At 62.2% G+C, this 23,122-nt stretch carries 25 protein-coding genes and 1 riboswitch; of the genes, 15 read left to right on the top strand and 10 right to left on the bottom strand.

What is annotated here, in order from left to right; genetic code table 11:
* Positions 1 to 49: 49 nt before the first annotated feature.
* From A7X77_RS19800 to A7X77_RS19785, 4 genes are read right to left on the bottom strand one after another with little or no spacing between them, the layout of a single operon-like run.
* Entirely contained in the window at positions 50 to 604 is a 555-nt protein-coding gene (locus A7X77_RS19800) for a hypothetical protein (protein WP_064684552.1), read from the bottom strand.
* Between the two features lie 41 nt (positions 605 to 645).
* On the bottom strand, positions 646 to 1,113 hold the full coding sequence (locus A7X77_RS19795) for a hypothetical protein (protein WP_064684551.1): 468 nt from the start codon (positions 1,111 to 1,113) through the stop codon (positions 646 to 648).
* Positions 1,114 to 1,126: 13 nt separating this feature from the next.
* Positions 1,127 to 2,848, bottom strand: a complete 1,722-nt coding sequence (locus tag A7X77_RS19790; protein WP_064684550.1) for a ShlB/FhaC/HecB family hemolysin secretion/activation protein — start codon at positions 2,846 to 2,848, stop codon at positions 1,127 to 1,129.
* A gap of 12 nt (positions 2,849 to 2,860) precedes the next feature.
* Positions 2,861 to 3,442 (bottom strand): invasion associated locus B family protein, encoded by a 582-nt coding sequence (locus A7X77_RS19785; protein WP_064684549.1) that lies wholly within the window; start codon positions 3,440 to 3,442, stop codon positions 2,861 to 2,863.
* Positions 3,443 to 4,121: 679 nt separating this feature from the next.
* Positions 4,122 to 4,218, top strand: a riboswitch (TPP riboswitch).
* 42 nt (positions 4,219 to 4,260) lie between these two features.
* On the opposite strand from A7X77_RS19785, the gene thiM reads away from it, so the two are divergent.
* From thiM to A7X77_RS19730, 11 genes are all read left to right on the top strand, one after another.
* On the top strand, positions 4,261 to 5,064 hold the full coding sequence (gene thiM / locus A7X77_RS19780; RefSeq protein WP_064684548.1) for a hydroxyethylthiazole kinase: 804 nt from the start codon (positions 4,261 to 4,263) through the stop codon (positions 5,062 to 5,064).
* Positions 5,061 to 5,696 carry a thiamine phosphate synthase gene (thiE, locus tag A7X77_RS19775; RefSeq protein ID WP_064684547.1) on the top strand — a complete coding sequence of 212 codons (636 nt, stop codon included), beginning with the start codon at positions 5,061 to 5,063 and terminating at the stop codon, positions 5,694 to 5,696. The genes thiM and thiE overlap by 4 nt, the downstream gene beginning before the upstream one ends.
* Positions 5,693 to 6,502, top strand: coding sequence for a bifunctional hydroxymethylpyrimidine kinase/phosphomethylpyrimidine kinase (gene thiD / locus A7X77_RS19770; protein WP_064684546.1), 810 nt, complete (start codon positions 5,693 to 5,695; stop codon positions 6,500 to 6,502). The genes thiE and thiD overlap by 4 nt, the downstream gene beginning before the upstream one ends.
* Before the next feature lie 215 nt (positions 6,503 to 6,717).
* A complete protein-coding gene (locus A7X77_RS19765; RefSeq protein WP_064684545.1) occupies positions 6,718 to 7,197 on the top strand; it encodes a GNAT family N-acetyltransferase in 480 nt (159 codons plus the stop codon).
* Between the two features lie 24 nt (positions 7,198 to 7,221).
* Complete coding sequence (locus A7X77_RS19760; protein ID WP_064684544.1) at positions 7,222 to 8,244, top strand: glycoside hydrolase family 3 N-terminal domain-containing protein; 1,023 nt, start codon at positions 7,222 to 7,224, stop codon at positions 8,242 to 8,244.
* A gap of 44 nt (positions 8,245 to 8,288) precedes the next feature.
* Positions 8,289 to 9,935: an ABC transporter substrate-binding protein gene (locus tag A7X77_RS19755; RefSeq protein WP_064684543.1), complete on the top strand. Its 1,647-nt coding sequence runs from the start codon at positions 8,289 to 8,291 to the stop codon at positions 9,933 to 9,935.
* 58 nt (positions 9,936 to 9,993) lie between these two features.
* Positions 9,994 to 10,971, top strand: a complete 978-nt coding sequence (locus tag A7X77_RS19750) for an ABC transporter permease (protein WP_064684542.1) — start codon at positions 9,994 to 9,996, stop codon at positions 10,969 to 10,971.
* 1 nt (position 10,972) lies between these two features.
* The gene (locus tag A7X77_RS19745; protein ID WP_064684541.1) at positions 10,973 to 11,851 is read left to right on the top strand and encodes an ABC transporter permease; all 879 of its coding nucleotides are present in this window, start codon (positions 10,973 to 10,975) and stop codon (positions 11,849 to 11,851) included.
* Complete coding sequence (locus A7X77_RS19740) at positions 11,848 to 12,651, top strand: ABC transporter ATP-binding protein (protein ID WP_064684540.1); 804 nt, start codon at positions 11,848 to 11,850, stop codon at positions 12,649 to 12,651. The genes A7X77_RS19745 and A7X77_RS19740 overlap by 4 nt, the downstream gene beginning before the upstream one ends.
* Entirely contained in the window at positions 12,648 to 13,547 is a 900-nt protein-coding gene (locus A7X77_RS19735; protein WP_064684539.1) for an ABC transporter ATP-binding protein, read from the top strand. The genes A7X77_RS19740 and A7X77_RS19735 overlap by 4 nt, the downstream gene beginning before the upstream one ends.
* A gap of 70 nt (positions 13,548 to 13,617) precedes the next feature.
* Positions 13,618 to 14,298: a spermidine synthase gene (locus tag A7X77_RS19730; RefSeq protein ID WP_064684538.1), complete on the top strand. Its 681-nt coding sequence runs from the start codon at positions 13,618 to 13,620 to the stop codon at positions 14,296 to 14,298.
* Positions 14,299 to 14,304: 6 nt separating this feature from the next.
* Here A7X77_RS19730 and A7X77_RS19725 read toward each other — a convergent pair whose 3' ends face one another.
* A complete protein-coding gene (locus A7X77_RS19725; RefSeq protein ID WP_064684537.1) occupies positions 14,305 to 15,099 on the bottom strand; it encodes an HpcH/HpaI aldolase family protein in 795 nt (264 codons plus the stop codon).
* A gap of 56 nt (positions 15,100 to 15,155) precedes the next feature.
* Positions 15,156 to 15,356: a hypothetical protein gene (locus tag A7X77_RS19720; protein ID WP_064684536.1), complete on the bottom strand. Its 201-nt coding sequence runs from the start codon at positions 15,354 to 15,356 to the stop codon at positions 15,156 to 15,158.
* Between the two features lie 578 nt (positions 15,357 to 15,934).
* Here A7X77_RS19720 and A7X77_RS19710 point away from each other — a divergent pair.
* On the top strand, positions 15,935 to 16,867 hold the full coding sequence (locus A7X77_RS19710; RefSeq protein WP_064684534.1) for a hypothetical protein: 933 nt from the start codon (positions 15,935 to 15,937) through the stop codon (positions 16,865 to 16,867).
* Positions 16,868 to 16,994: 127 nt separating this feature from the next.
* Here A7X77_RS19710 and A7X77_RS19705 read toward each other — a convergent pair whose 3' ends face one another.
* Positions 16,995 to 17,900, bottom strand: coding sequence for a choline sulfate utilization transcriptional regulator (locus tag A7X77_RS19705; protein ID WP_064684533.1), 906 nt, complete (start codon positions 17,898 to 17,900; stop codon positions 16,995 to 16,997).
* A 95-nt stretch (positions 17,901 to 17,995) separates the two neighbouring features.
* Between A7X77_RS19705 and betC the strand changes: the two genes are divergently transcribed.
* Positions 17,996 to 19,510, top strand: a complete 1,515-nt coding sequence (betC, locus tag A7X77_RS19700) for a choline-sulfatase (protein ID WP_064684532.1) — start codon at positions 17,996 to 17,998, stop codon at positions 19,508 to 19,510.
* A gap of 9 nt (positions 19,511 to 19,519) precedes the next feature.
* Here the strand turns inward: betC and A7X77_RS19695 are convergent, their stop codons facing one another.
* Together A7X77_RS19695 and A7X77_RS19690 are read right to left on the bottom strand one after the other, a co-directional pair.
* Positions 19,520 to 20,380 (bottom strand): sugar phosphate isomerase/epimerase family protein, encoded by an 861-nt coding sequence (locus A7X77_RS19695; RefSeq protein WP_064684531.1) that lies wholly within the window; start codon positions 20,378 to 20,380, stop codon positions 19,520 to 19,522.
* A 62-nt stretch (positions 20,381 to 20,442) separates the two neighbouring features.
* Positions 20,443 to 21,813 carry an amidase gene (locus tag A7X77_RS19690; RefSeq protein WP_064684710.1) on the bottom strand — a complete coding sequence of 457 codons (1,371 nt, stop codon included), beginning with the start codon at positions 21,811 to 21,813 and terminating at the stop codon, positions 20,443 to 20,445.
* 271 nt (positions 21,814 to 22,084) lie between these two features.
* On the opposite strand from A7X77_RS19690, the gene A7X77_RS19685 reads away from it, so the two are divergent.
* Together A7X77_RS19685 and A7X77_RS19680 are read left to right on the top strand one after the other, a co-directional pair.
* On the top strand, positions 22,085 to 22,363 hold the full coding sequence (locus A7X77_RS19685) for a hypothetical protein (protein WP_082928840.1): 279 nt from the start codon (positions 22,085 to 22,087) through the stop codon (positions 22,361 to 22,363).
* 91 nt (positions 22,364 to 22,454) lie between these two features.
* On the top strand, positions 22,455 to 22,892 hold the full coding sequence (locus tag A7X77_RS19680) for a DUF1810 domain-containing protein (protein ID WP_064684529.1): 438 nt from the start codon (positions 22,455 to 22,457) through the stop codon (positions 22,890 to 22,892).
* Here the strand turns inward: A7X77_RS19680 and A7X77_RS19675 are convergent.
* A complete protein-coding gene (locus tag A7X77_RS19675; protein WP_064684528.1) occupies positions 22,876 to 23,073 on the bottom strand; it encodes a hypothetical protein in 198 nt (65 codons plus the stop codon). The genes A7X77_RS19680 and A7X77_RS19675 overlap by 17 nt on opposite strands.
* Between the last annotated feature and the right edge of the window lie 49 nt (positions 23,074 to 23,122).

The following is a 23,122-nucleotide window of genomic DNA, read 5'->3' as shown; positions in this document are numbered from 1 at the left end:
TCAATAACCGCCCGGCGCTGCCTTGCCGGCAGCGCCTCGCTTCGTCTCATTATTTCTGGGTGAGCCAGGTCTTCACATTGCGGGTGAAGGACTTGGAGAGCCTTTGGGCGAGAGCATCCTCTCCCTGCGACTGCGCGGCATTGATGGCCATGGCAATGACGATGCCGATTTCCCCATCTCCCCTCACGCCTTTGTCTTCGCCGCGAATGCTCTGGGCTTCGGCTATCAGCTGGCCTGTCTTGGCATCCTCCAGCCTTACCGTTCCCTGGATGTAGCTGTCGTTCCCGGCAATCACGCGTCCTGCCTTGCTCGACACATCGACCCTATGCAGGGTCACGATCAGACGGCCCTTGACCGGACCACCGGGCAGGCCGGTCAGCTCGCGCGCCATGGTGCTCTGCAGTGTGCGCACCACCGCCGGCAGCTGCGGGTCCGGCTTTGTGCGGTCGAAAAAGCCGCCCATGGTGATATCGGGCGCCGTCTCGACGCGGATCTGCGATACCGAGGTTTTCTTGAGGGCCGAGACCAGCCGGGGATCTGACGTGACGCAGGAGGCCAATGTCGCAGCCAACAGCAGAAGGGTTAGAAAACGCACGATACGCATAGGCAACTCCAGGATTCTTTAGTGCAATTGGTCTGCAGAACTCAGTTCCGGCTGTCCGACGACGAGGCCGGCTTGGCCTTGCTGTCGAGATGCTTGTAGAGCTCGGTCAGCTGGGACTTCGGGGCCGGGCATCCCTTCGATTTGGCGATGCTTGTCAGGACATTGTTCCTGTTTCGCAACGCGTCGATCTCGACCTTCTCCGGCGATTTCGGGTCCATGAAAAACAGCGCCGGCAGGAACAGCAGCACACCGGTCGCCCCAAGCACGATGTTCTTGCCCTGCGCATCGGTGCGCTCCTTCACCGTCGAGGTGATCTGCCGTTCGTTCGCCTCGAATTCGCGGGTGATGCCGGCGCAGTCGAAGGCGCTGTCGGTCGGATTGGTCGACGCGACCGGACGGGCCTCGCGTCCGGCGCAGCCGGCAAGAGCGATGGAAAGGGAAAGGATCAGCGCCGTCGGCCGCGAAAGGCTTTTGCCGCGCTTGATCGTCGAAGTGTCGTGGGTGGTCATTGTCTTGCTTTCGTTACCAATGCGCAGATGCGCTGAAATAGAAGAGCCCGCCGTCGACATGGTCGACGCTGCTGGCAAGGATGTCGGAATAGCCGAGGTCGGCGCTGATATTGCCGCCGACGGCACGGATACCGGCCGTCCAGCCGGCAAGATCGCCGCCTGTCATGTCGAAGCGCTTTTGCGCGTAGACGTGGCCGTAGTCGAAGCCGAGATAGGGGCGCAGTTCGCCGAACGCCTTGGCGGCGGCGCCGCCGCTTTCGTTGGATTTCGTTCTCCAGACGATCTCGTTGTGGCTGAACACGCCATTATTGCCGAAGAGCACGCTTTCGCGGGTGCCGCGGACATTGCTGTAGCTGCCGAGGGACATCTGCTCGGCGCCGAGAAGATTATCAGGGGAATATTGGCCGCTGACGAGCGACGTCAGCTCGAACTGGCGGCCGATGGCCTGGAAGGGCTGCGTGACGGTGATGGTGGCGTTGAATTTCGAAAATCGCGGATCGGCATCTCCCGCGCCGGGCTCCCCTGCCTTGACGGCATCGAAAAGACCGAGCCCCCTGTCGTAGCTGGCGTCGAACACCCAGATGCCGCCGAACATCCGCCGGGAATGGGAAATGCCGATCTCGCCGACCGTATAGCGGCGGCTGCCGACCTCGATCAGATTGCCGAGCAGGAAGTTGTTCGTCTGCTTGTAGGTGAGGCTGCTGCGGACCGTCGTGATCGAATCCTTGCCGCGCATGACGACGCGATCGATGCCGAGGCCGGCCTGCCCTGAATTGCCGGAGGTTTCGAGCGTGCTGAAGTTGCCTTCGACGGCGCTTTCATATTGGTACCAGGAGCCGTTCAGCGAAACGGTGGAATAACCGTAAGGGACGCTGACGCTGCCGGAATAGCTGTTGCCATAGCCGTTTCCGTCATCGCTCCACGGATAGTCCGGACCGCTGTGTTCATAAGAAAAGTTCCACTGGTCGTTGATGCCGAGCAGATCGTCGTAGCCGAGCGAGGCCGAGCTTCTGGAAAAACCGGTGCTTTCCTGCCCCATATTGCTGTTGCCGAAAGAGACATGCCAGGGCGGTCCGGGGCGGTTCTCGATATTGAGGATGGAGGTTCCGTCCTTGGCGCCGGGCAGCATGGCCGACTTGGCGTCGTTGGCCTGCAGCCGGTTCATCTGATCGAGCCCCTGCTCGATATCGCGGATATTGACGACCCGGCCGATCAGGCCGGGAAAAGCGGTTGCCAGCGAAGCGTTGCCGGCGACCTTTTGGCCGTTGAGATAAATATCCGACAGCGTGCCTTCGACGACGAGCAGCCGCAGGATCCTGGTCTTTTTGATATCCTGCTGCGGCACATAGGCGCGTGAGGTCATATAGCCATGGTCGATGTAGAGGTGCGTGACATCCCTGAGGACGGCGTTGATCTCGGCAAGGCCGATGCAGCGGTTGCCGTAGGGCGCCGTCACCTTGCCGATATCCTGTGCCGAGAGCAGGTTCGCCCCGTCGATTTCGACCCGGGTGATGTCGAAACAGGCACCATTCCCCTGGCCGCCGGGCAAAGGCCGGTCTTCCGCGCCCGCGCCGCCGCCCGGTGTCGCGCGCCGCAGGGCGTCCAGCCGCTGCGACTGCGACCGCTCCTCCTGACGGCGGTTGAAATCATCGGCCGGCGATTGCGCATAAGCAGGCGTGACAGCCGTCACGAGGACGGCGCCGGCGAGCAGGCAGTATCGAATTTCTGTGGTCATGGTGAAATTCGGCTACTTCGCGGCAGTGGATTGGAGTTCGTCGAGGGCCGGGCTCAGCCCTTTGAGCGAAAAGCGGATATTGACGTCCTGGCCATTCATTAGCCGCACCAGCCCTTCGGCGATCGAGCCCTTGCGCAGCGCTGCCGTCGTCTTCGCATCCAAGGCCTGCTGCGCCCAGCATCCGGCCTCGTTACAATTGCGATAATCGAGTTTTGCGAGGGGCTTGCCGTCCGCTTTGATCGCCAGGCCGGAGGGGAGGAAGACGTTGAGCGGCAGAAGCGCGGTCAGCATCAGCCGCGGTTTGCTCTTGCCTTGAGAAGTGGCCGGCGTGGTGGCGATCGTCAGGACATTGACGTTCTTGCCATCCTTGGCGACTTGCGCCACCTGCGCGACTTCGCAGGCTGCGGTGTCGCCGGAGCCCGTGCAGCGATAGTACCAGTCGTCGAATTTCTGCGATTTGATGGCCGGCGCCTGGCCTTGAACCACCGCATCGGGAGATTGCGAAAGGGACGGGCTGGAACAACCGAGGAATACCAGGAGGGAGGCGACGGTCCGGAGACCTCCCTTCATGCGGTTTATCGAAAATTTGCCCATCAAAAATACAACTTCAGGAGGATTTTATTTGCGTGCAGTGCCATATCGCTACAATCGCGCTCACCGTCAACCTGAACGTGTCAGAACGGTAAAGTTTCGGTTAGATATTTACGTCGCGTTTCCAGTAGCCAAGTCCCTGCATTCGCCGGACTCTTGACAGAAATTACCGGCAAATCCGAGACTCGGCAGTACTGAAATAACGAAAACGATAAGACAACATTCAACTTACGCGGAGCTGTCCAAATGCCCGCCTGCATTGAAAATACGGATAGGCAAACGCGAAGGGTGAATAAAATAATACAATTTGAAATTAAGATAGCCTGCAATCAGAAGAGTGCCTCATCTTCCAAGAAGATTTGCCGGCCGCCCGTCGCACCTTCCCCGAATAAACACTGAAACTGCGGCAGATCACGCAGGTATTGCGTCACCATCAAATATAAAGGTGTATTTCATCTGAATTGCACCCATGGTTGCTGCTGTTATTCCTGACCAAAAAGGGAGGCAAAGGCCGGGCGTTCCGGGACGCCTTCGGGCAATGCTGCTGTCGCAACCCGAATCATTGGGCTCTCCGGCTGGCAAGATCCGCTGATCATCCGCCCCTAACCATGGCTCAGTCGCCCTCAGCCGCGAATGTCATTTTCGGGATGACAGCCGCGCCCTTCTCTGCGAAAAAGAGGGCGATGAGAGACAGGGGCGTTCGTCGACAGACGGGCTGAGAAGAACCCTTCGAACCTGAACCGGATAATGCCGGCGGAGGGAGTCGCTCGGGGCATCGCCGTAGACGCCGCCCCGCGCCTGCCCCGCCTGAAAGGGGCGCCATGCAGAGCAAGACCACCTCGGGAGCCATGCTGGAGGCGATGCGGGAGAAGCCGCCGCTCGTCCACTGCATCACCAATTATGTCGCCATGAACATCGCTGCCAATGTTCTGCTTGCAGCCGGCGCCTCGCCGGCCATGGTGCACGCGCCTGAGGAAGCCGGCGAATTCGCCGGCATTGCGAGCGCGCTGACCGTCAATATCGGCACGCTGTCGACGCAGTGGATCGACGGCATGCTGGCGGCGGCAAAGGCGGCGGCATCATCAGGCAGGCCCTGGGTGCTCGATCCGGTCGCCCATTATGCCACGGCTTTCCGCCGCAATGCGGTCGCCGATCTCCTGGCGCTCACGCCGACGATCATCCGCGGCAACGCTTCCGAGATCATCGCGCTTGCCGGCGGAGAGAGCCGCGGCCAGGGCGTCGACAGCCGCGATCCAGTCGAGCAGGCGGAAGAGTCGGCGCGATGGCTCGCCGAGCGGCAGCGGGCGGTCGTCGCCGTCACCGGCGCGGTCGATTTCGTGACCGATGGTGAAAGAGCCGTGCGCATCAAAGGCGGATCTGTCCTGATGCCGCAGGTCACCGCGCTCGGCTGCTCGCTCACCTGCCTGGTCGGCGCCTTCGCCGCCGCAGTGCCCGAGGATACGTTCGGCGCGACGGTCGCAGCACTCGCAACCTTCGCGGTTGCCGGCGAGGATGCCGCACTCGGAGCGGCCGGCCCCGGTTCCTTTTCCTGGCGTTTCCTCGATGCGCTAGCCGCGCTCGACGGTGAAACGCTCGATGCCAGGGCAAGGATATCGGCCGCATGAAGACTTTCGACCTTTCGCTCTATCTCGTCCTCGACCCCGACCTCTGCGCCGGGACCGGCATGGTCGAGACCGCCCGCCTCGCCGTTGCCGGCGGGGCGACGATGGTGCAGCTGCGCGACAAACAGGCCGGCACGGCGCGCATGATCGAGACCGGCCACGCCTTGAAGCAGGCGCTCGTTGGCACCGGCGCGCTCCTCGTCGTCAATGACGATGTCGAGGCTGCCATCGCCATCGCCGCAGACGGCCTGCATATCGGCCAGGAGGATATGAACGCGCGCACCGCGCGGAGCATGATCGGCCCCGAGATGATCCTCGGCCTCTCGGTCGAGACCGAGGCACTCGCCGCCGCCGTCGATGCCGATCTCGTCGATTATGCCGGCGTCGGACCGGTGTTTGCGACGCCGACCAAGGCCGACCACAAGCAGCCGATCGGCTTTGACGGGCTTGCCAGGCTGGTGAAGGCTTCGCCGGTGCCGTCCGTTGCCATCGGCGGCCTCAAGGCTGACCATGTCGCCGAAGTGTTTGCTGCCGGCGCCAGAGGGCTTGCCGTCGTCTCCGCCATCTGCGGCACGCCGGACCCGGAAGCGGCCACGCGCCGCATAGCCGCAGAAATCCGAAAGGTCCCCGCATGATCCGCAACGTCCTTTCCATCGCCGGTTCCGATCCCTCCGGCGGCGCCGGTATCCAGGCCGATCTCAAGGCCTTTTCCGCCCGCGGCGTCTACGGCATGGCGGTGCTGACCGCACTGACGGCGCAGAACACCCAAGGCGTCACCGGCGTGCATCTGGTGCCGCCTCCATTCGTCGCCGACCAGATCGATGCCGTCTTTGCCGATGTGCGCGTCGACGCCGTAAAGATCGGCATGATCGCCAATGCGGCCATCGCCGAGGCCGTCGCCGCAGCGCTCGCCGATCGACGCGGCATCCCAGCCGTGCTCGACCCGGTGATGATCGCCAAGGGCGGTGCCGCCTTGCTCGCGCCTGACGCGGTCGACGTGCTGACCCGGCGGCTGCTGCCGCTTGCCACGCTTCTCACGCCAAATCTGCCGGAAGCCGCCGCTCTGCTGCACCACCCGGTGGCGACAAACCGGGCCGAGATGGCCGCACAGGCCGAACGGCTGCGCGGCCTCGGTCCGGCCGCAGTACTGGTCAAGGGCGGCCATCTCGACAGCGACGAAAGCCCGGACGTGCTCGCCACCGCCGACGGCCTGTACTGGTTCGAAGCCCGGCGCGTGCCGACGAAGAACACCCACGGCACCGGCTGCACGCTTTCGAGCGCGCTGGCGGCCGAACTCGCCAAAGGCGCATCGGCGCGAGAGGCCGTCGCCATCGCCAAGGATTACCTGGCCGGCGCGGTCGCGGCCGCCGGAAAGCTCAGCGTCGGCTCTGGCCACGGCCCCGTGCAGCATTTTCACGCGCTTTGGACCGAAGGCCAATAGGCGCTCGCATCGGCGAGGAATGCCTATCGAGACGGCCCGGCTTCTGCCGGGCCGTTTTGCATCTACCCTACAGTCACGTGAAGCCGGAGCGAGACCGTCAGGCACCGCCACGCCTCATCTGAAAATCCCTGTTGACAAGCCCTCCGAGATGGCCAAGTCTATGACATTAAAAGGGGATATATTCCACAATAACGGCATGCTTGGAGGAGAGACAGGTGCCAGACCTGCTTGTGAGCTTATATTCCGACAGGCTCGACGAATTGAAAGAACGAGCCGGCCTCGTCGGCGCCGCCATCCGTCCGGCTCTTCCTCCGGAACTGCATCTTGTCGTCAACTGGGTTCGCGAGCGCTTCAGCGAGAACTGGGCGAGCGAAGTCTCAGTCGCCCTTTCCCGCCAGCCCGTTGCCTGCCTGATCGCCGTCGAAGGCGGCAAGCTGCTCGGCTTTGCCTGCTATGACACAACGGCGCGCGGCTTCTTCGGCCCGACCGGCGTCGATCCCGAAGCCCGCGGCAAGGGCATCGGCCTCGCCCTATTTTCCTCCTGCCTCCAGACCATGAAGACGCTAGGCCATGCCTATGCCTTCATCGGCGATGCGGGGCCTGTCGATTTCTACGCCAGAACAGCCGGCGCGATCGCCATTCCTGCCCCTGATAAGGGCATCTACGAAGGCATGCTGAGAAGCGCGCCGAAATGATCATGTGATACGGAGTTTTCAGACTTGTCCTCGACCCCGCTTGCCCTCTTCGTCGGCCTTCCGAACCCCACGATTTCGGAGGATGAATTCGCGCTCTTTCGCGACACCAACCCGCTCGGCCTCTTCGTCGGCCGGCGCAATCAGCGCGAGCCGGAGCAGACGAAACGGCTGATCGAGCGCTTTCGCGAAGCCGTCGGCCGCGACGATGCGCCTGTCTTTACCGACCAGGAAGGCGGCCGCGTCCAGCATCTCGATGCCGGCCCCTGGCCGCTCTTCCGCAGCTTCGGCCAGTTTGCCGAACTGGCGCGCCGCGATTTCGAGCTCGGCAGAAAAGCACTGCGCCTTTCCTCCCGGGCCATGGGCGCGATGATGACGGAACTCGGTCTTTCCAGCGGCTGCTCGCCCGTTCTCGACCTCGTCTTCGAGACGACGAGCACGGTCATCGGCGCCCGCTCCTTCGGCCCCGATCCCGATATCATCGCCGCCCTCGGCCGCGAGGTGGTCGAGGGCCTGCTCGAGACCGGCAACATGCCCGTCATGAAGCACATTCCCGGCCACGGCCGCGCCACCCTCGATTCCCATAAGGAACGACCGGTCGTCGATGCCAGCCGGGAAACGCTCATAGCAACCGATTTCAAGCCTTTCCTGGCGCTGAAGGATACGCCCTGGGCCATGGTCGCCCATGTCGTCTATTCGGCCTACGATAGGGAATTGCCGGCCTCCGTCTCGCCAATCATGCACGACGTCATCCGCAAGGACATGGGTTATGACGGCGTGCTGATCTCCGACTGCATCTTCATGGAATCGCTCGCCGGCACGTTGCCGGAGCGTGTCGCCCAAGTGCTCGATGCGGGCTTCGACATCGCCCTCCACACCCATGGTGACGTCAGGGAAAGCGAAGCCGCCGCGAGAGCCGCGCGCCCGCTGACGGACGCCGCCCTGAAGCGCATCGCCGCCGGCAAGGCCCGACTCGGCAATCTCAAGATCGATTATCGCGCCGCCCACGCTGAGGTCGAAGACATTTTTGCAAGCGCGCTTGTCTCCTGACCGGCGCGCCATCTCTCACCGCATAAGAAAAAGGGGAATAGAATATGAAAAAATATCTTCTTGCAGCCGCAGCACTCACGCTGCTTTCGGGATCCGCCATGGCGCAGACGGTCCTGACGGCGAATATCGAGCCGGCGACGACCTGGGTGCGCAACTTCAACCCGTTCAACCAGACTTCGGCGCGCCAATCGACGCTCGATTTCATCTATGAGCCGCTTGTTATTTTCAACCGCTTCGACAGCAACAAGCCGGTCTATCGCCTGGCCGAAAGCTTCAAGCTGTCCGACGACTTGAAGAGCATCGAGTTCAAGCTGCGCCCGGGCCTGAAATGGTCGGACGGCAAGCCGCTGACCGCAGCCGACGTCAAGTTCACCTATGACTACTTGAAGAAATTCCCGGCCCTCGACTTCGTCAGCATCTGGACCTTCGTCACCGACGTCCAGGCCGTCGACGCCCAGACTGTGCGCTTCACGCTCGCCAATCCGAGCTCGCTTGCCGCCGAGCAGATTTCGCAGCTGCCGATCGTTCCCGAACATGTCTGGAAGGACGTCGCCGATCCCGTCACCTTTGCCAACGAGAACCCGGTCGGCAGCGGCCCGCTGACCGAGGTACCGCGCTTTACCGGCCAGACCTATGACCAGTGCCGCAACCCGCACTATTGGGACAACGCGCATCTGAAGGTCGATTGCATTCGCTTCCCACAGCTTGCCGACAACAATCAGATCCTGACAGCAACGGCCGACGGCACGCTCGACTGGGGGGTCTCCTTTATTCCCGACATCGACAATGTCTATGTCTCGAAGGATCCGGCGCATTTCCACTACTGGTATTCGCCGAGCAGCATGGTCGCCTTCCTATTCAACCTGGAAACAGCGAACGAGAACAACAGGAAGGCCTTCAACGACGTGAAGTTCCGCCGCGCGGTCTCCATGGCGCTCGACCGCAAGACGATGATCGACGTCGCCGGCTACGGCTACCCGACGCTGAACGAAGATCCCGGCCTGATGGGCGAGCTCTACAAGAGCTGGTCGGACCCGTCGGTCAAGGCCGACTTCGGCAAGTTCGCCACCTATGACGCCGACGCCGCCAAGGCGCTGCTCGACGAGGCCGGCTACAAGGACGAGGACGGCGACGGCTTCCGCGACAATCCCGACGGCAGCAAGATCTCCTTCTCGATCATTGTCCCGAACTCCTGGACCGACTGGGTCGACACCGTCAACATCGCTGTCGAAGGCATGCAGGCGGTCGGCATCGATGCCAAGATCGAAACGCCGGAGGAAGCCGTCTGGACCGGCAATCTCATCAACGGCAGCTTCGATGCGGCGATCAACAGCCTGCCGGCTTCGGCCTCGCCCTACTACCCCTACAAGCGCGCCTTCAGCGCTTCGGACAAGGGCAAGACCCGCTTCACCGCGCAGCGCTGGTTCAATCCCGATGTCGAGAAGCTCGTCACCGAGTTCACCCATACCGCAGACCTCGCCAAGCAGAAGGAAGCGATGAACAAGGCGCAGCGCATCGTCGCCGAAAACATGCCTGTCATTCCGGTGTTCAACAATCCGAACTGGTACCAGTACAACACCAAGCGCTTCACCGGCTGGTCGACCAAGGAGAACGCCTTCGTCAATCCGTCGATCTCACGCACCAATCCGGCGCGCCTCTTGAACCTGCTCGCGCTCGAGCCGGCCAAGTAAAGGCATTGATCCCGGGAGCGGTGGCTTTCAACGCCGCTCCCGTCACGACGGAGTTCCCATGGCTTTCCTGCTTCGCCGCCTCGTCTTCTACATGGCAGCCTTCATCGCGGCAGCGACGATCAATTTCTTCCTGCCGCGCCTGATGCCGGGCGATCCGGTGCAGATCATGTTTTCGAGCGCCGGCACCGAATTGCCGCCGGAAAGCCTGCAGGCGCTGAAGCTGACCTTCGGCTTCGTCGATGGGCCGCTCTGGCAGCAGTACCTCACCTATCTGGGCAGCATCTTCACCGGCGATCTCGGCCGCTCGATCAAGTATTTCCCGCTGCCGGTCACTTCGGTGCTCGGCCACGCCCTCGTCTGGACAGTCGGCCTGATGGGAACCGCCACGATCGCGAGTTTCGCGCTCGGCACCTTGCTCGGCATCCTCGCCGCCTGGCGGCGCGGCAGCCGGTTCGATGTCGTCGTCTCGGTCGGCGCGATCTTCGCGACCTCGGTGCCGGCAGTCGTCACCTCGCTGATCGTGCTCTTCATCTTCGGTTTCACGCTCGGCTGGTTCCCGAACGGCTATGCCGCCGACCCGTCGCTCGATCCGGCCTTCAGCTTGCAATATATCGGCAGCGTCGCCTATCACGGCATCCTGCCGATGGTGACGCTCTGCACCGTGCTGATCGGCGGCTTCACCGTCACCATGCGCAACAACATGATCAACCTGCTCGGCGAGGACTATATCGTCATGGCCCGCGCCAAGGGCCTGTCCGACCGGCATGTGATGCTCTGGTACGCGGCACGCAACGCCCTGCTGCCGACCGTCTCCAGCCTTGCCATCGCCATCGGTACCATCCTCGGCGGCTCGCTGGTGACCGAGGTCGTCTACAACTATCCCGGCCTCGGCAACATTCTCTACCAGGCGATCCTCGCCCGCGATTATCCGGTCATCCAGGGGCAACTGCTGATCATGACCGCGACCATGCTGATCGCCAATTTCATCGTCGACGTCAGTTATGTCCTGCTCGACCCGCGGCTGAAGGGAGCGTGAGATGAAGACCCTGCTTCGAAACCGCAAGGCGCTCACCGGCCTCGTCATCATCGCCTTCATCATCATCGTCGCGATCGCAGCGCCGCTGCTGACCCAATACGACCCCGCCGCCCGCACCGGGCGACCGCACCAGCCGCCGTCGCTCGACCATATCCTCGGCACCACCCGCATCGGCCAGGATGTCTTCGCCCGGCTGATCTACGGCGCCCGCACCTCGCTCGCCGTCGGCTTCGGCGCCGGCCTGCTGATCACCCTTGCCGGCACCGCGCTCGGCATCATCTCCGGCTATCGCGGCGGCAAGACCGACGAGGTCATCAGCTTCTTCACCAATATGGTGCTCGTCGTTCCGAACCTGCCGCTGCTGCTGGTGCTCGCCGCTTTCATCGGCCAGGCGAGCCCCTTTGTCATCGCCCTCATCCTCGGCGCCACCTCCTGGGCCTGGGGCGCCCGCGTCACCCGCGCCGAAACCCTCTCCGTCAAACAGAAGGATTTCGTCAAATCGGCCGAGATGATGGGTGAGCCGCAATGGCGGATCATGACATTCGAGATCTTCCCCAATGTGATCTCCATCGTCGGCATCAATTTCATCGGCAGCGTCATCTTCGCGATCATCACCGAGGCGACGCTGGAATTCCTCGGCCTCGGGGATCCCCGGGCGATCTCCTGGGGCACGATGCTCTACAACGCGCAGAAGGCCTCGGCGCTTTCGGTCGGCGCCTGGTGGGATATTCTCACCCCCTGCATCGCGCTCGCCTTCCTCGGCATCGGCATGTCGCTCCTCAATTTCGCCGTCGACGAGATCGCCAATCCGCGGCTGCGCACCGGCAATCATCTGAAGCGCTGGTCGCTGCTCGTTCGAACAGGGGAGGGCCGACTGTGACGCAACCGCTGCTTTCGGTAAGGAACCTCACCATCGATTATATCGGCGAAGAGAAGGATTTCCGCGCCGTCGACGACGTCAATTTCGATGTCGCACCCGGCGAGGTCTTCGGGCTTGCCGGCGAATCCGGCTGCGGCAAGAGCACCATCGCCTTTGCCATCAGCCGCCTGCACAAGCCGCCGGCGCTGATCCGCAAGAAGAGCCGCATCCTGCTCGACGGCCGCGACGTACTCGATCTCGACCAGCGGGCGCTTGGCGCCTTCCGCTGGCGCGCGGTCGCCATGGTCTTCCAGAGCGCCATGAACTCATTGAACCCGGTGCTGCGCATCGAGACGCAATTCTACGACCTGCTGCGCACCCATAAAGGCATGAGCCGCGCGCAAGCCCGCGAGCGCACCGCCGAAATGCTGACGCTCGTCGACATCGCACCGGACCGCATGCGCGATTATCCGCATCAGTTTTCCGGCGGCATGCGCCAGCGCATCGTCATCGCCATCTGCATGGCGCTCGATCCGAAGCTCGTCGTCATGGACGAGCCGACGACCGCGCTCGACGTCGTCGTCCAGCGCGAAATCCTGCAGCGGATCAACGAGCTGCGCCGCAGCTTCGGCTTCTCCGTCCTCTTCATCACCCATGATCTCGGGCTGATGGTGCAGTTCTGCGACCGCATTGGCATTATGCTGTCCGGCAGGCTGGTGGAGCAGAACAGCGCCCAGGCGATCTACAGGACGCCGGCGCACGACTATACGAAGAAGCTCTGGGCCTCCTTCCCCTCGCTTCATGGAGGCGTGCTGCTATGAGCGAGGCCATCCTTGCGCTTGACACGGTGACCAAGACCTTCGGCCACGGCGCGTCCGCCGTTCATGCTGCGCGCTCAATCACCTTTTCGCTGCGCGCCGGCCGGGCGCTGGCGCTCGTCGGGGAATCCGGCAGCGGCAAGACCACCTGCGCCCGCATGTCGATGCGCGAATATCTGCCGACATCGGGCCGCATCCTCTACAAAGGCCGGCCGGTCGAGGCGGCGAATTCCGCGGAAATCGCCCGCTACCGCCGCTCGGTGCAGATGATCTTCCAAGATCCGTTCGCCTCGCTGAATCCCGCCCACACCATCGCTCACCACCTCCGGCGGCCGCTGAAACTGCATCGCCCGGACATCAAGGGGACGGAGATCGACGTCACCATCCACGAACTGCTGGGGCGCGTCAGGCTCGATCCCGATCTCGTCGCGCCGAGATATCCGCATGAGCTCTCCGGCGGACAGCGCCAGCGCGTCAACATTGCCCGCGCGCTTGCCGTCAAGCCGGAAGTGATCGTCGCCGACGAACCGACCTCGATGCTCGACGTCTCGGTGCGCCTCGGCGTGCTCAACCTTTTGAACGAGATGAAGCGGGAGATGAATCTCGGCTTGCTCTACATCACCCATGACATCGCCACCGCCCGTTATGTCGCCGAGGACATCGCCGTGATGTATGCCGGCCAGATCGTCGAATGGGGCAGTACTGCCCGGGTGATCGACAATCCGCTGCATCCCTATACCAGGCTGCTGCTCTCGGCCGTGCCCGATCCCGACGTCCGTTTCGAAGATCCGAAGGCGCGGCTGAGCCCCGACGAGGTCGAGGATATCCGCCGCCGTTCGGCCGCGACGCAGGACAATGTCGTCGAAGCAGAGCCGGGTCATTTCATGCGCATGATCTGACCCCGGGTTTGCTGGTTTCGCTCGTCTCCCTGTGCTAGGGGAGCCTTTCTTCATTTGAGGCGAAACTGTCATGCTGCCCTGGATCCAACTCGATTCCGCGACCATTCCCGGTGAAGGCGGCGAGTTGCGCCTGAAGCAGCGCGGCAGCGAGTTCTCGATCATGCTCGGCGCCAACGAGCTGATGAACAGCCGTCTCAGCGGCTCGGAAGAGGCGCTGGCGACCCTCTCCTGGGAGCGGATCAAGACGCATCCGAAGCCGAGGGTGCTGATCGGCGGGCTCGGCATGGGGTTCACCCTGCGCGCCGCTCTTGCCGTCCTTCCCGATGATGCCGGCGTCACTGTCGCCGAACTGGTGCCGGCCGTCGTCATCTGGGCGCGCGGGCCGATGGCCGAGATGTTCAAGGGCTGCCTCGACGATCCCCGCGTCGGCATCCATCAGGGCGATGTCGGCGAGGCGATCCGCGCCGGCAAGAGCGCCTACGACGCGATCCTGCTCGATGTCGACAATGGACCGGATGGGCTGACCCGCAAATCCAACGACCGGCTCTACGATTTTAACGGCCTGCGCGCCGCCCGCGACGCGCTTCGCCCCGGCGGCGTGCTTGCCGTCTGGTCATCCGGGCCGGACCCTGATTTCACCCGCCGCCTCAAGGACAGCGGCTTTTCCGTCGAAGCGGTCAACACCCGCGCCAATGGCAAACGCGGCGGCGCCCGCCACGTCATCTGGCTGGCGATCAAGCCGGCCCGCTGACGAAGATCAGCGGCCGGAGGCGATCCGGCGGGCGGCATTGATGGCGCGGCGGGCGCCGGCGCGCAGCTGTATGGTCTCGGCGCCGGCGATGACCAGATCAAAGCCGAACTTCAGCAGTTCGCCCGCCCGCTCGCCATCGCCGGCATAGGCGCAGGCGAATTTGCCGTGGGCGCGGCAGCGCGCAACGGCGTGCTGCATGGCGCTGTCGATCTCGGCGGCATTCGGCGCCACCTGATCGCCGTTCGACAGGGCGATCGAAAGGTCGGCGGGGCCGACAAAAATACCATCGATGCCGGTTACACCAAGAATGCCGTCGATCGCATCGAGCGCGGCTCGGGTCTCGATCATGGCGATGGCGACGGTGAGCTCGTTGGCAGTCTTCAGATAGGCGTCCGGCGCCAGACCGCTATGGTTCAGCGCCAGGGACGGTCCCCAGCTGCGCTCTCCGAGGGGCGGATATTTCGTCGTCCGGACCAGGGCTCGCGCATCCTCGGCCGAATTGATCATCGGCGCGATGATGCCGGAGGCACCGGCGTCGAGCAGCCGCGAGGCGGAAGCGAAATCGCCGACCGGAATGCGCGCGATGGCCGGCTTGCCGGCAAGACGGGCTTGAGCAACGGCATTTGCCGCCGACTGCATATCCCACATGCCATGCTGCATATCGAGCACGACGGCATCGAACTCCTCCTGCGCCAGATGATTGACGAGCATGGCGTCGGGAATGCCGACCCAAGCGGAGATCATACCGTCCCGATGCTTCCTGATCCGGTCGGCAAAACCGTCGATTACAGCTGCGCTCATGCCATTCTCCTCATTTCGACAGGCCCTCAGCGGCCGGTTGCCGCCATACGGCCAATTCATCCTCTGCGGCGAAGCCGCGAGATGCTGACCATCACGACGATGCCCGCTGCCGCCAGAATGGCGCCCCAGAGCATCCAGATCTTTTGGGCAATCATGAAACTCGAGGCCGGATAGGGAAAATAGCCGCTTCCCTGACCGATCCAGATCAGGCCGAACCCGACCATAAGCAGTCCGACGACATATCCGATGGTTCGCATGCTTCAGTCCCCTCCGCTATGGATTCGGCCCAGAATGTCGATCGCCATCGCCGATGACAAGGCTTCTCCTGGGCACAAACGTCGGCGTTGAGGCGTGGTGAGCCGCAAGGCTGCTGCTAGCCGCGCAGATCGGCGGGCATGTGGCGCTTTTGAAATCCCAATATAGACCAGGAGAACGAAATACACCCGCCCACTTACAGAATGCCTCCCTATTACTCATGTTGCATAGATTGCTAGCAAGCCACGATCCAGTACGGGAGAAAAAGCTCCATCGAATCTCGCAAATCCGAAGGAATCACAACTCGCTGAAATCGCTCAATTCTTTTTGAGGCAGCCTTCTCATGCGCTTCAGCAACCCAGCCATGGTCATAGTGATTATTGCTGTACGCCCAATGAATGACTTTAGATTCGCGAAAACATCAATCACTATGAGCCGCGTACAATCCCAACTAACGAGTCCAAGGCCGAACAATATTGCTTGGCTTTTCTTTGGCCTCTCATGAGGTTGCACGCGAATTCTGCTGGGTAGAGCACGCCGGACATTGCCGTGCTGGAGTTTCGATGAAAAAGGTGGCGCCATGACCCATATTGCACTTCGCTCCCTAGCCAAGGGACTGGGTTCCTTTGTCCTTCCGCAACTGCGAAATACGCACGTAGAAGGGGGCACTGCTTCTGCGCGCCACTGTTATGACCTTTTCTTTCGCCACTACGGTCACCTAGCGCCTTGGCTCAACGGCAAAAGACCTGAAGTATTGGTCGAGGTGGGCCCCGGAAGTTCGCTTGGCGTTGGGCTTGCCGCACTGCTTGCGGGCGTCGACACGTACATCGGGCTGGATTTACAAGACCACCGGAGCATCGAGCACGATCTTGAAGTCCTGAACGGTTTGATTGAACTCTTCGGCGAGCGGGCCGCATTTTGGGATAACACCGTATCGGGCGACATCTTTTTTCCGCCGTCACCGACAAACTTCGCCTGGGATCGGATAGATGGGATCGTGCAACAGCGCCTCAGTGCGGAGGCAATCGACGCGCTGAAGGCGGACCTCGTAAATGGCAGCGAACGATTAAAGTTCGTCGCACCATGGACCGATTTCAACGTACTGGAGGCGGGTGTGGCTGACTGGCTGATGACGCATTCAGTCATGGAACACGTGGACAACCTCGTTGATACCTATATCGCTATTGCCCGGTGGCTGAAGCCAGGAGGGTTTGCGACGCACCTGATCGACTTCCAGTCTCACGGTCTGTCAAGCGACTGGAATGGGCACTGGGTTTTGAGCGCGCCCACGTGGACGATGATGCGTGGACGACGACCCTACCTGATAAATCGGAGGTGGCGCAGCCATCACATCAATCTGATGCAGGAAAGCGGCTTCGAAATCCTTGCGGAACTCCAGTACATCCGTACGGACGGACTAGGACGGAAGGATTTTCGAGCGCCGTTCACATCAATGCCAAATGGTGACGAAAAAGTTGCGATGAGTTTCTTTGTGACGAGAAAAATCGGCTAAGAGTCGGACTCGAAAAGGCTTCGACTATATCCCTATCTTGCGAGGCGTCTGGTGAGCATGCGGATGTGGCGATGGTTATCCGGGATAACTGCCGTCAGAACCTTTCCGCCATGCAGCGCGGATCGAGCTAGCCGACCTTCTCCACCTCATCCGACAGCCAGATGCTGAGCCTCTCGCTATGGACGTTCGGAGATCGCGGAGGCACCAGCCAATAACCCCGGTCTCGAGCCTCCAGCGACGGGCCGGCTTCGAGCAGCATGCCCGCCGAAAGGAGCGTGTCGACGAGCCCCATCCAGCCGAGCGCCACGCCCTGCTCGCTCAGCGCCGCCTGGATGACCAACGAATAGGTGTTGAAGCTGATATCACCGCGGTCGGCATGGGCGCCGCGCAGGACGGAGAATTCACCAAGATATGTGCGCCAGTCGAACCAGGGCGATGGCAGCGGCGCGTCGAGATGGATCAACCTCGCTCCGGCCAATTGTCCGGGATCGTCGAAGGGGCCGTTGCGATCGAGGAACCCCCGCGTGCAGACGGGCACGACCCTCTCCGGCAGCAGAAGCGTGCCCACTGCACCGAATTCCGCCCGCGTCCCGAACACGACCGCGACGTCGGCCTCGTCGCGAAACCCGACCGCAAGCCTCTGCGTCGCGACGATCTGTATGTCCGTTTCCGGGTGCAGAAGGCGAAAGCCATCCATGCGCGGGATCAGCCAAAGCGCCGAAAAAGCATAGTCGGTTCTGAGCCTGACGACCGGCCTCTGGGCTTCAAGGCGAAAACTGCGGGCGAGCGCATCGATATCGCCGACCGCCTTAGCGGCGATGTCCAGAAGCCGCTCGCCTTCGGCGGTCAACTCGACGCCGCGATGCTGGCGGCGCAGCAAGCTGACGCCGAACTGCTGTTCCAGCCGGCGGATTTGGTAGCTCACAGCCGGCTGGGTCAGGCCGAGAAGCGTTGCAGCCGCCGAAAAACTCCCGAGCCGCGCAACCTCGACAAAGAGGCGCATCCATCCGAGCTCAGGTGGGCGATCTGACATAAGTCTGCCTTTTAGCAGCCATCGAAAAAAGCTGTCTTTACAGCTCTCATAATAGGCGTTTCAATAAAATCTTCAAATAGCAAAAGGGAATTGACATGGCGCGCCCGAACATCCTCATCCTGATGGTGGACCAGCTGAATGGAACCTTCTTTCCCGATGGCCCCGCCGATTTTCTTCACGCGCCGCATTTGAAATCACTGGCAGGCCGCTCGGTGCGTTTCGCTAATACCTACACGGCAAGCCCGCTCTGCGCGCCGGCGCGGGCGTCATTCATGTCGGGCCAATTGCCGAGCCGGACGCGCGTCTATGACAATGCGGCTGAGTTTGCCTCCGACATCCCGACCTATGCGCACCATCTGCGCGCGACCGGATACCAGACGGCGCTGTCGGGCAAGATGCACTTCGTCGGCCCCGACCAGCTTCACGGCTTCGAAGAGCGTCTGACGACGGATATTTACCCCGCCGATTTCGGCTGGACGCCCGATTACACAAAGCCCGGCGAGCGCATCGACTGGTGGTACCACAATCTCGGTTCGGTGACCGGCGCCGGCATTGCCGAGATCACCAATCAGATGGAATATGACGACGAGGTCGCCTATCACGCCACCCGCAAGCTCTTCGACCTCTCGCGTGGTCACGACGAACGCCCCTGGTGCCTGACCGTCAGCTTCACCCATCCGCACGACCCCTATGTCGCGCGCCGCAAATTCTGGGATCTCTATGAGGACTGCCCGGCACTCGACCCGGCGGTCGCTGCGATCCCTTTCGAGCGGCAGGATCCTCATTCTCAGCGCCTGACGAAAGCCTGCGATCACGATGCTTTCGACATCGGCAGCGAGCAGATCAGGCGGGCAAGACGCGGCTATTTCGCCAATATCTCCTATGTCGACGACAAGATCGGCGAGATTCTCAGCGTGCTGGAACGCAGCCGCATGGCCGAGAACACCATCATCCTCTTCGTGTCCGACCACGGCGACATGCTTGGCGATCGCGGCCTCTGGTTCAAGATGAATTTCTTCGAAGGTTCGGCGCGGGTTCCGCTGATGATCGCAGCCCCCGGCTGGACGCCGAAGCGCATCGACCAGCCCGTCTCCACCCTTGACGTAACGCCGACGCTTGCCGGTCTTGCCGGCATCGATATCGCGTCATTGAAGCCGTGGACCGAAGGCCAAGATCTTGCAGCCCTCGCGACGGGCACCGGCAGCCGTGGCCCGGTACCGATGGAATATGCCGCGGAAGGCTCGGAAGCTCCGCTCGTCTGCCTCAGGGACGGGCGCTACAAGCTCTCGCTCTGCGAGAAGGACCCGCCGATGCTGTTCGATCTCGAGGCCGATCCGCAAGAGCTCGACGATCTCGCCGGAAATCCGGCGCATGCCGTGACGCTCGCGCGGCTCGTCGAACAGGCGGGCCGGCGCTGGGACCTTTCCGCTTTCGATGCGGCCGTACGCGAAAGCCAGGCCCGACGCTGGGTAGTCTATGCGGCGCTGCGCAACGGCGCCTATTATCCCTGGGACTATCAGCCGCTGCAGAAAGCCTCGGAGCGCTATATGCGCAACCACATGGATCTGAACGTGCTGGAGGAAAGCCAGCGGTTCCCGCGCCAGGAATAACAGACGGTTCTAAGCCGTCCGGCGCGCCGGCGCCTCACGCAGGAAATCCTCGATGAAGGTCTTTTGCAGCAGGATGCCGTCCCATTCGTCGGCGAAGAAGGGCGAATCATAGATCAGCGTGAATGGACCGGCGTAACCGGCCCTCTCGCACATCGCCAGACACTTGCGGTAATCCTCCGCATCGAGGCCGCCGGCATTGTAATCGGCCTTGGCGTGGCAGATTTCCGCCCGCCGCATGATATCGGCCAGAGCCTCATATTTCGCGGGTGCCGACCAGTTGCCGAGGTCGCCGTTGAGGCCGACCTTGCCATCCAGCCGGTCCAGCAGCCAGTTCGTTTCGACCGGCGACGGCAGCAGGTCGAACCAGTTCTCGACGACGACGCGCACGCCGCTGGCTTCCGCTTTCTCGGCCAGCCAGTTCAGGTGACGAGCGGCACGGCCGAGATTTTCCTCGGTCGGTTTCTGTTTGCCGGCGATAACGCGCATTCTCTGCGCTCCAAGGGCATCGGCAATTCCGATCCACTCCGCCATCCAAGCGACGTCGCGTTCGGCCGTCCCGGCATGACTCGGATCGCCGTCCTCGACGAGCAGGGTCTGGAACAGCACGTTCGACGCCGTCATCGCTTCGCTGAGTTCTCTAAGATAGGCGGGATCGAGGCTCGGCAGATGGAAGGAGCAGATTTCCAGCCGGTTGACGCCGCGCGCCGCCAGCATCGCCGGCACGTCGATCAGCGCCGCGCCGCCGGGGCCGTAGGGCTCCTTCGGCGCCGCGCTTTTGTCGGGGTCGGGGCTATAGGCGTGAACCGCGCCGAGCAACCGATGCAGCGACCATGTCGAAACCGCGAATCGTCCATTTTGCATATGCTGCATGCTCCCTCCTCCAATTCCTCTCGCGCCAGTCAGTGGCGACAAAATCGAAATCAATCGCGAAGTCAGTCAAAATCGCCGCGGATGACTGCCTCCGCGGCAAGCGCCGTTCCCAGCAATACCTCGTCGCGACGGGCAGTGGCCGAAAGCAGCAGGCCGACGGGCATGCCCGCCTCACCCGTGCCGCAAGGCACCGACACACCGCACCAGTCGAGAAAATTGCCGAACATCGTGTTGCGCAGCGTCTTGTTGTTCGTGGCGAAGAAGAGCTCGTCATCCTGTTCCAGAGGCGCGATCGGCGGCGCCACATGGGCGACGGTCGGAAAGGCAATGAGGCGGTCGCCGATGAAGCGGTCGACATCGGCAATGAGGCGGCGGCGGGCTTCGAGAAGCGCCATGTAATGCGGCGCCGTCGTCCTCGCTCCCAAGCGGGTGCGCATGACGACGCGATGATCCATGCGGTCCGCTTCCGGCCCCGCCAGCCGCTTCTGATGAAGGGCATAGGCTTGCGCAGTCACCAGCGGGCCGCAGGTCGTCAGCAGGTCGATGATTGCGTCGAAAGCGGGGATGGTGATGCGCAAAACCCGAACACCTGCCTTTTGAAGGCGCTCCAGGGCTGCCTCGAAGGCAACGACGACGCCCGGTTCGGCCCCATCGAAGACGATGTTTTCAGGCACCAGCAATTCCAGCCCCTGCAGGGAACGCTCAGCGACATCGGGCGCCGTCAGGCCGCACATCGCCGCATCGATCCAGACTGCATCCTTGACGGTGCGGCAGAGCGGCCCCAGCGAATCCAGGCTTTTCGCCAGCGGATAGACACCGTCCATCGCATGGCGGCCGCGTGTCGCCTTGTAGCCGACGATGCCGTTGAGGGCGGCGGGAATACGCACCGACCCGCCGGTATCCGTGCCCATCGCGACCGGGACGAGCCCAGCGGCGACGGCCACACCGGCGCCGGAGGAGGAACCGCCGGGAATGCGAGGGCGGTCGGCGCTTCGCGGATTTGTCGGCGTGCCGTAATGCGGATTGATGCCGAGGCCGGAAAAGGCGAACTCGCTCATATTGGTACAGCCGATGGCAACCATGCCGGCATTCCTCAGCAAAGCGACGACGGCCGCATCCCGTTCGGCCGGCGCATCCGCTGCCAGGACGCGCGAACCTGCCGTCGTCGTCCGGCCTTGGATGTCAAAAAGATCTTTCCAGGCGATCGGAATACCGTCCAGCAGTCCGAGCGAGCGCCCTTGCCGCAGCCGTTCGGAAGAAGCGCGCGCTTCTTCCATCGCCCGGTTTTCAAGCAGCGTGGTGAAGACGGCCTTGTCGGCGTAATTCGCGATGGCGTCGAAGGAGGCCTCTGCCACATCGACCGGATCGGCTGCGCCGCCCTGAATGAGGACGGAAAGCTGGGCGACCGACATGGCGCCGAAGGATTTGCTCATGGGACCCATCCAGACGAAATATCTCTCCGGATTACCGCGGATCATTTCGGCGAGCCAGAGCTTCACGATATTTTGCATGCATTAGTTCGATTTTCTGAACACTGCGTTTGCAGATCGCCCCTTCAATTGCCGCGATTGAAGACACACATGATGCTCGCATTTGGAGTAGGATTCGGCGCGAGGGTGAGGGTTTACCCTCGGGACGCGACTCTGCATGCGTTGCAGGAGTATTAGAATGACAGATTGTGAAACTTTAAGCCGTCACCAGGATATGGTAACCGTCCACGTGAAAGAGGACGAAACGGCCGGCGCCGGCGAGCGCGAATATGCGGAACATCTCAGTGCCCAGAAACTGTCGGGCGTTGAGCGCGTTGTCATTGTCGGCGCATTGCTTGTCTTGAGCTTTGCGGGTTTTGCCGCATATTCTTCCGGCAATACCGATCCGATGACGACATCGGCCATTGCCGCACCCGCCGGCGATAATCCGCCGCATCATCCGGCTTACGGCCATTGCCGCGACAGCAGCCCCTACGCTGAAAGGGTCTGCTGACAGCCCGGCCACTTCGCCGGGCAGAAAAGTTTCGCCGGGCATGGAGCCCCTTGGCCCAGGCTGCAAAGACAGCAGGAAAAGGGAAAGAACCATGGCCGGTGATCTCGATTTTAACCTCGACCGCTTCGTCGAAGCCCAGAACGGCATCTACCAACAGGCGCTCTCCGAGCTGCAAGCGGGGCACAAGACGTCCCACTGGATGTGGTTCATCTTCCCTCAGATATCAGGTCTCGGCACGTCGGCGATGGCGCAAAAATATGCGATCCGTTCGGCCGAGGAAGCCGCCGCCTATCTCGCCCACCCCATTCTTTCAAGCCGGCTGCTGCGCTGCGTCGAGGCGATTTTATCGGTCAAGGGCCGATCGGCGCATGAAATCCTCGGCTCGCCCGATGACTTCAAGCTGCGCTCATCGATGACGCTGTTTGCTGCGATCAGCGATCACGGCTCGCCCTTCCACCAGGCGATCGAGCGTTTTTATGAGGGACAATTCGACGAGCGGACGATGGAGATCCTCAGCGCCAGGGAGTAGCCGCTCTGCTCTCCAAGGCGGCGATCTCATCGGAGACCTCGCTCAATCGCTGACGCAGATCGCTGTCGGTGCCGTCATCGACCTCTTCCTCGCCGAAACAATAGCGCGCATCGTGAAGCTCCAGCTTGGCTTCAAGCTCGGCGCGTTTGGCATATAGGCGCTTGAGATAGACGTAGTTCATCTCTGCCTCCACATCGCCTTCCGGTGATGGAAAAACGGCATAGAGGCGG

Origin of the sequence: Rhizobium bangladeshense, from assembly GCF_001662075.1 — a bacterium.
Lineage (GTDB): Bacteria > Pseudomonadota > Alphaproteobacteria > Rhizobiales > Rhizobiaceae > Rhizobium > Rhizobium bangladeshense_B.
Note: the sequence above shows the minus strand (reverse complement) of the source record. Positions and strands in the feature narration are given on the sequence as shown.

Coding starts and splice junctions, on each gene's coding strand:
- A7X77_RS19755 (WP_064684543.1), top strand. CDS start 8,289: ATGAAAAAATATCTTCTTGCAGCCGCAGCACTCACGCTGCTTTCGGGA.
- A7X77_RS19710 (WP_064684534.1), top strand. CDS start 15,935: ATGACCCATATTGCACTTCGCTCCCTAGCCAAGGGACTGGGTTCCTTT.
- A7X77_RS19750 (WP_064684542.1), top strand. CDS start 9,994: ATGGCTTTCCTGCTTCGCCGCCTCGTCTTCTACATGGCAGCCTTCATC.
- A7X77_RS19675 (WP_064684528.1), bottom strand. CDS start 23,073: ATGAACTACGTCTATCTCAAGCGCCTATATGCCAAACGCGCCGAGCTT.
- A7X77_RS19705 (WP_064684533.1), bottom strand. CDS start 17,900: ATGTCAGATCGCCCACCTGAGCTCGGATGGATGCGCCTCTTTGTCGAG.
- A7X77_RS19695 (WP_064684531.1), bottom strand. CDS start 20,380: ATGCAGCATATGCAAAATGGACGATTCGCGGTTTCGACATGGTCGCTG.
- A7X77_RS19730 (WP_064684538.1), top strand. CDS start 13,618: ATGCTGCCCTGGATCCAACTCGATTCCGCGACCATTCCCGGTGAAGGC.
- betC (WP_064684532.1), top strand. CDS start 17,996: ATGGCGCGCCCGAACATCCTCATCCTGATGGTGGACCAGCTGAATGGA.
- thiD (WP_064684546.1), top strand. CDS start 5,693: ATGATCCGCAACGTCCTTTCCATCGCCGGTTCCGATCCCTCCGGCGGC.
- A7X77_RS19690 (WP_064684710.1), bottom strand. CDS start 21,813: ATGAGCAAATCCTTCGGCGCCATGTCGGTCGCCCAGCTTTCCGTCCTC.
- thiE (WP_064684547.1), top strand. CDS start 5,061: ATGAAGACTTTCGACCTTTCGCTCTATCTCGTCCTCGACCCCGACCTC.
- A7X77_RS19800 (WP_064684552.1), bottom strand. CDS start 604: ATGCGTATCGTGCGTTTTCTAACCCTTCTGCTGTTGGCTGCGACATTG.
- A7X77_RS19735 (WP_064684539.1), top strand. CDS start 12,648: ATGAGCGAGGCCATCCTTGCGCTTGACACGGTGACCAAGACCTTCGGC.
- A7X77_RS19685 (WP_082928840.1), top strand. CDS start 22,085: ATGGTAACCGTCCACGTGAAAGAGGACGAAACGGCCGGCGCCGGCGAG.
- A7X77_RS19725 (WP_064684537.1), bottom strand. CDS start 15,099: ATGAGCGCAGCTGTAATCGACGGTTTTGCCGACCGGATCAGGAAGCAT.
- A7X77_RS19720 (WP_064684536.1), bottom strand. CDS start 15,356: ATGCGAACCATCGGATATGTCGTCGGACTGCTTATGGTCGGGTTCGGC.
- A7X77_RS19790 (WP_064684550.1), bottom strand. CDS start 2,848: ATGACCACAGAAATTCGATACTGCCTGCTCGCCGGCGCCGTCCTCGTG.
- thiM (WP_064684548.1), top strand. CDS start 4,261: ATGCAGAGCAAGACCACCTCGGGAGCCATGCTGGAGGCGATGCGGGAG.
- A7X77_RS19795 (WP_064684551.1), bottom strand. CDS start 1,113: ATGACCACCCACGACACTTCGACGATCAAGCGCGGCAAAAGCCTTTCG.
- A7X77_RS19785 (WP_064684549.1), bottom strand. CDS start 3,442: ATGGGCAAATTTTCGATAAACCGCATGAAGGGAGGTCTCCGGACCGTC.
- A7X77_RS19680 (WP_064684529.1), top strand. CDS start 22,455: ATGGCCGGTGATCTCGATTTTAACCTCGACCGCTTCGTCGAAGCCCAG.
- A7X77_RS19745 (WP_064684541.1), top strand. CDS start 10,973: ATGAAGACCCTGCTTCGAAACCGCAAGGCGCTCACCGGCCTCGTCATC.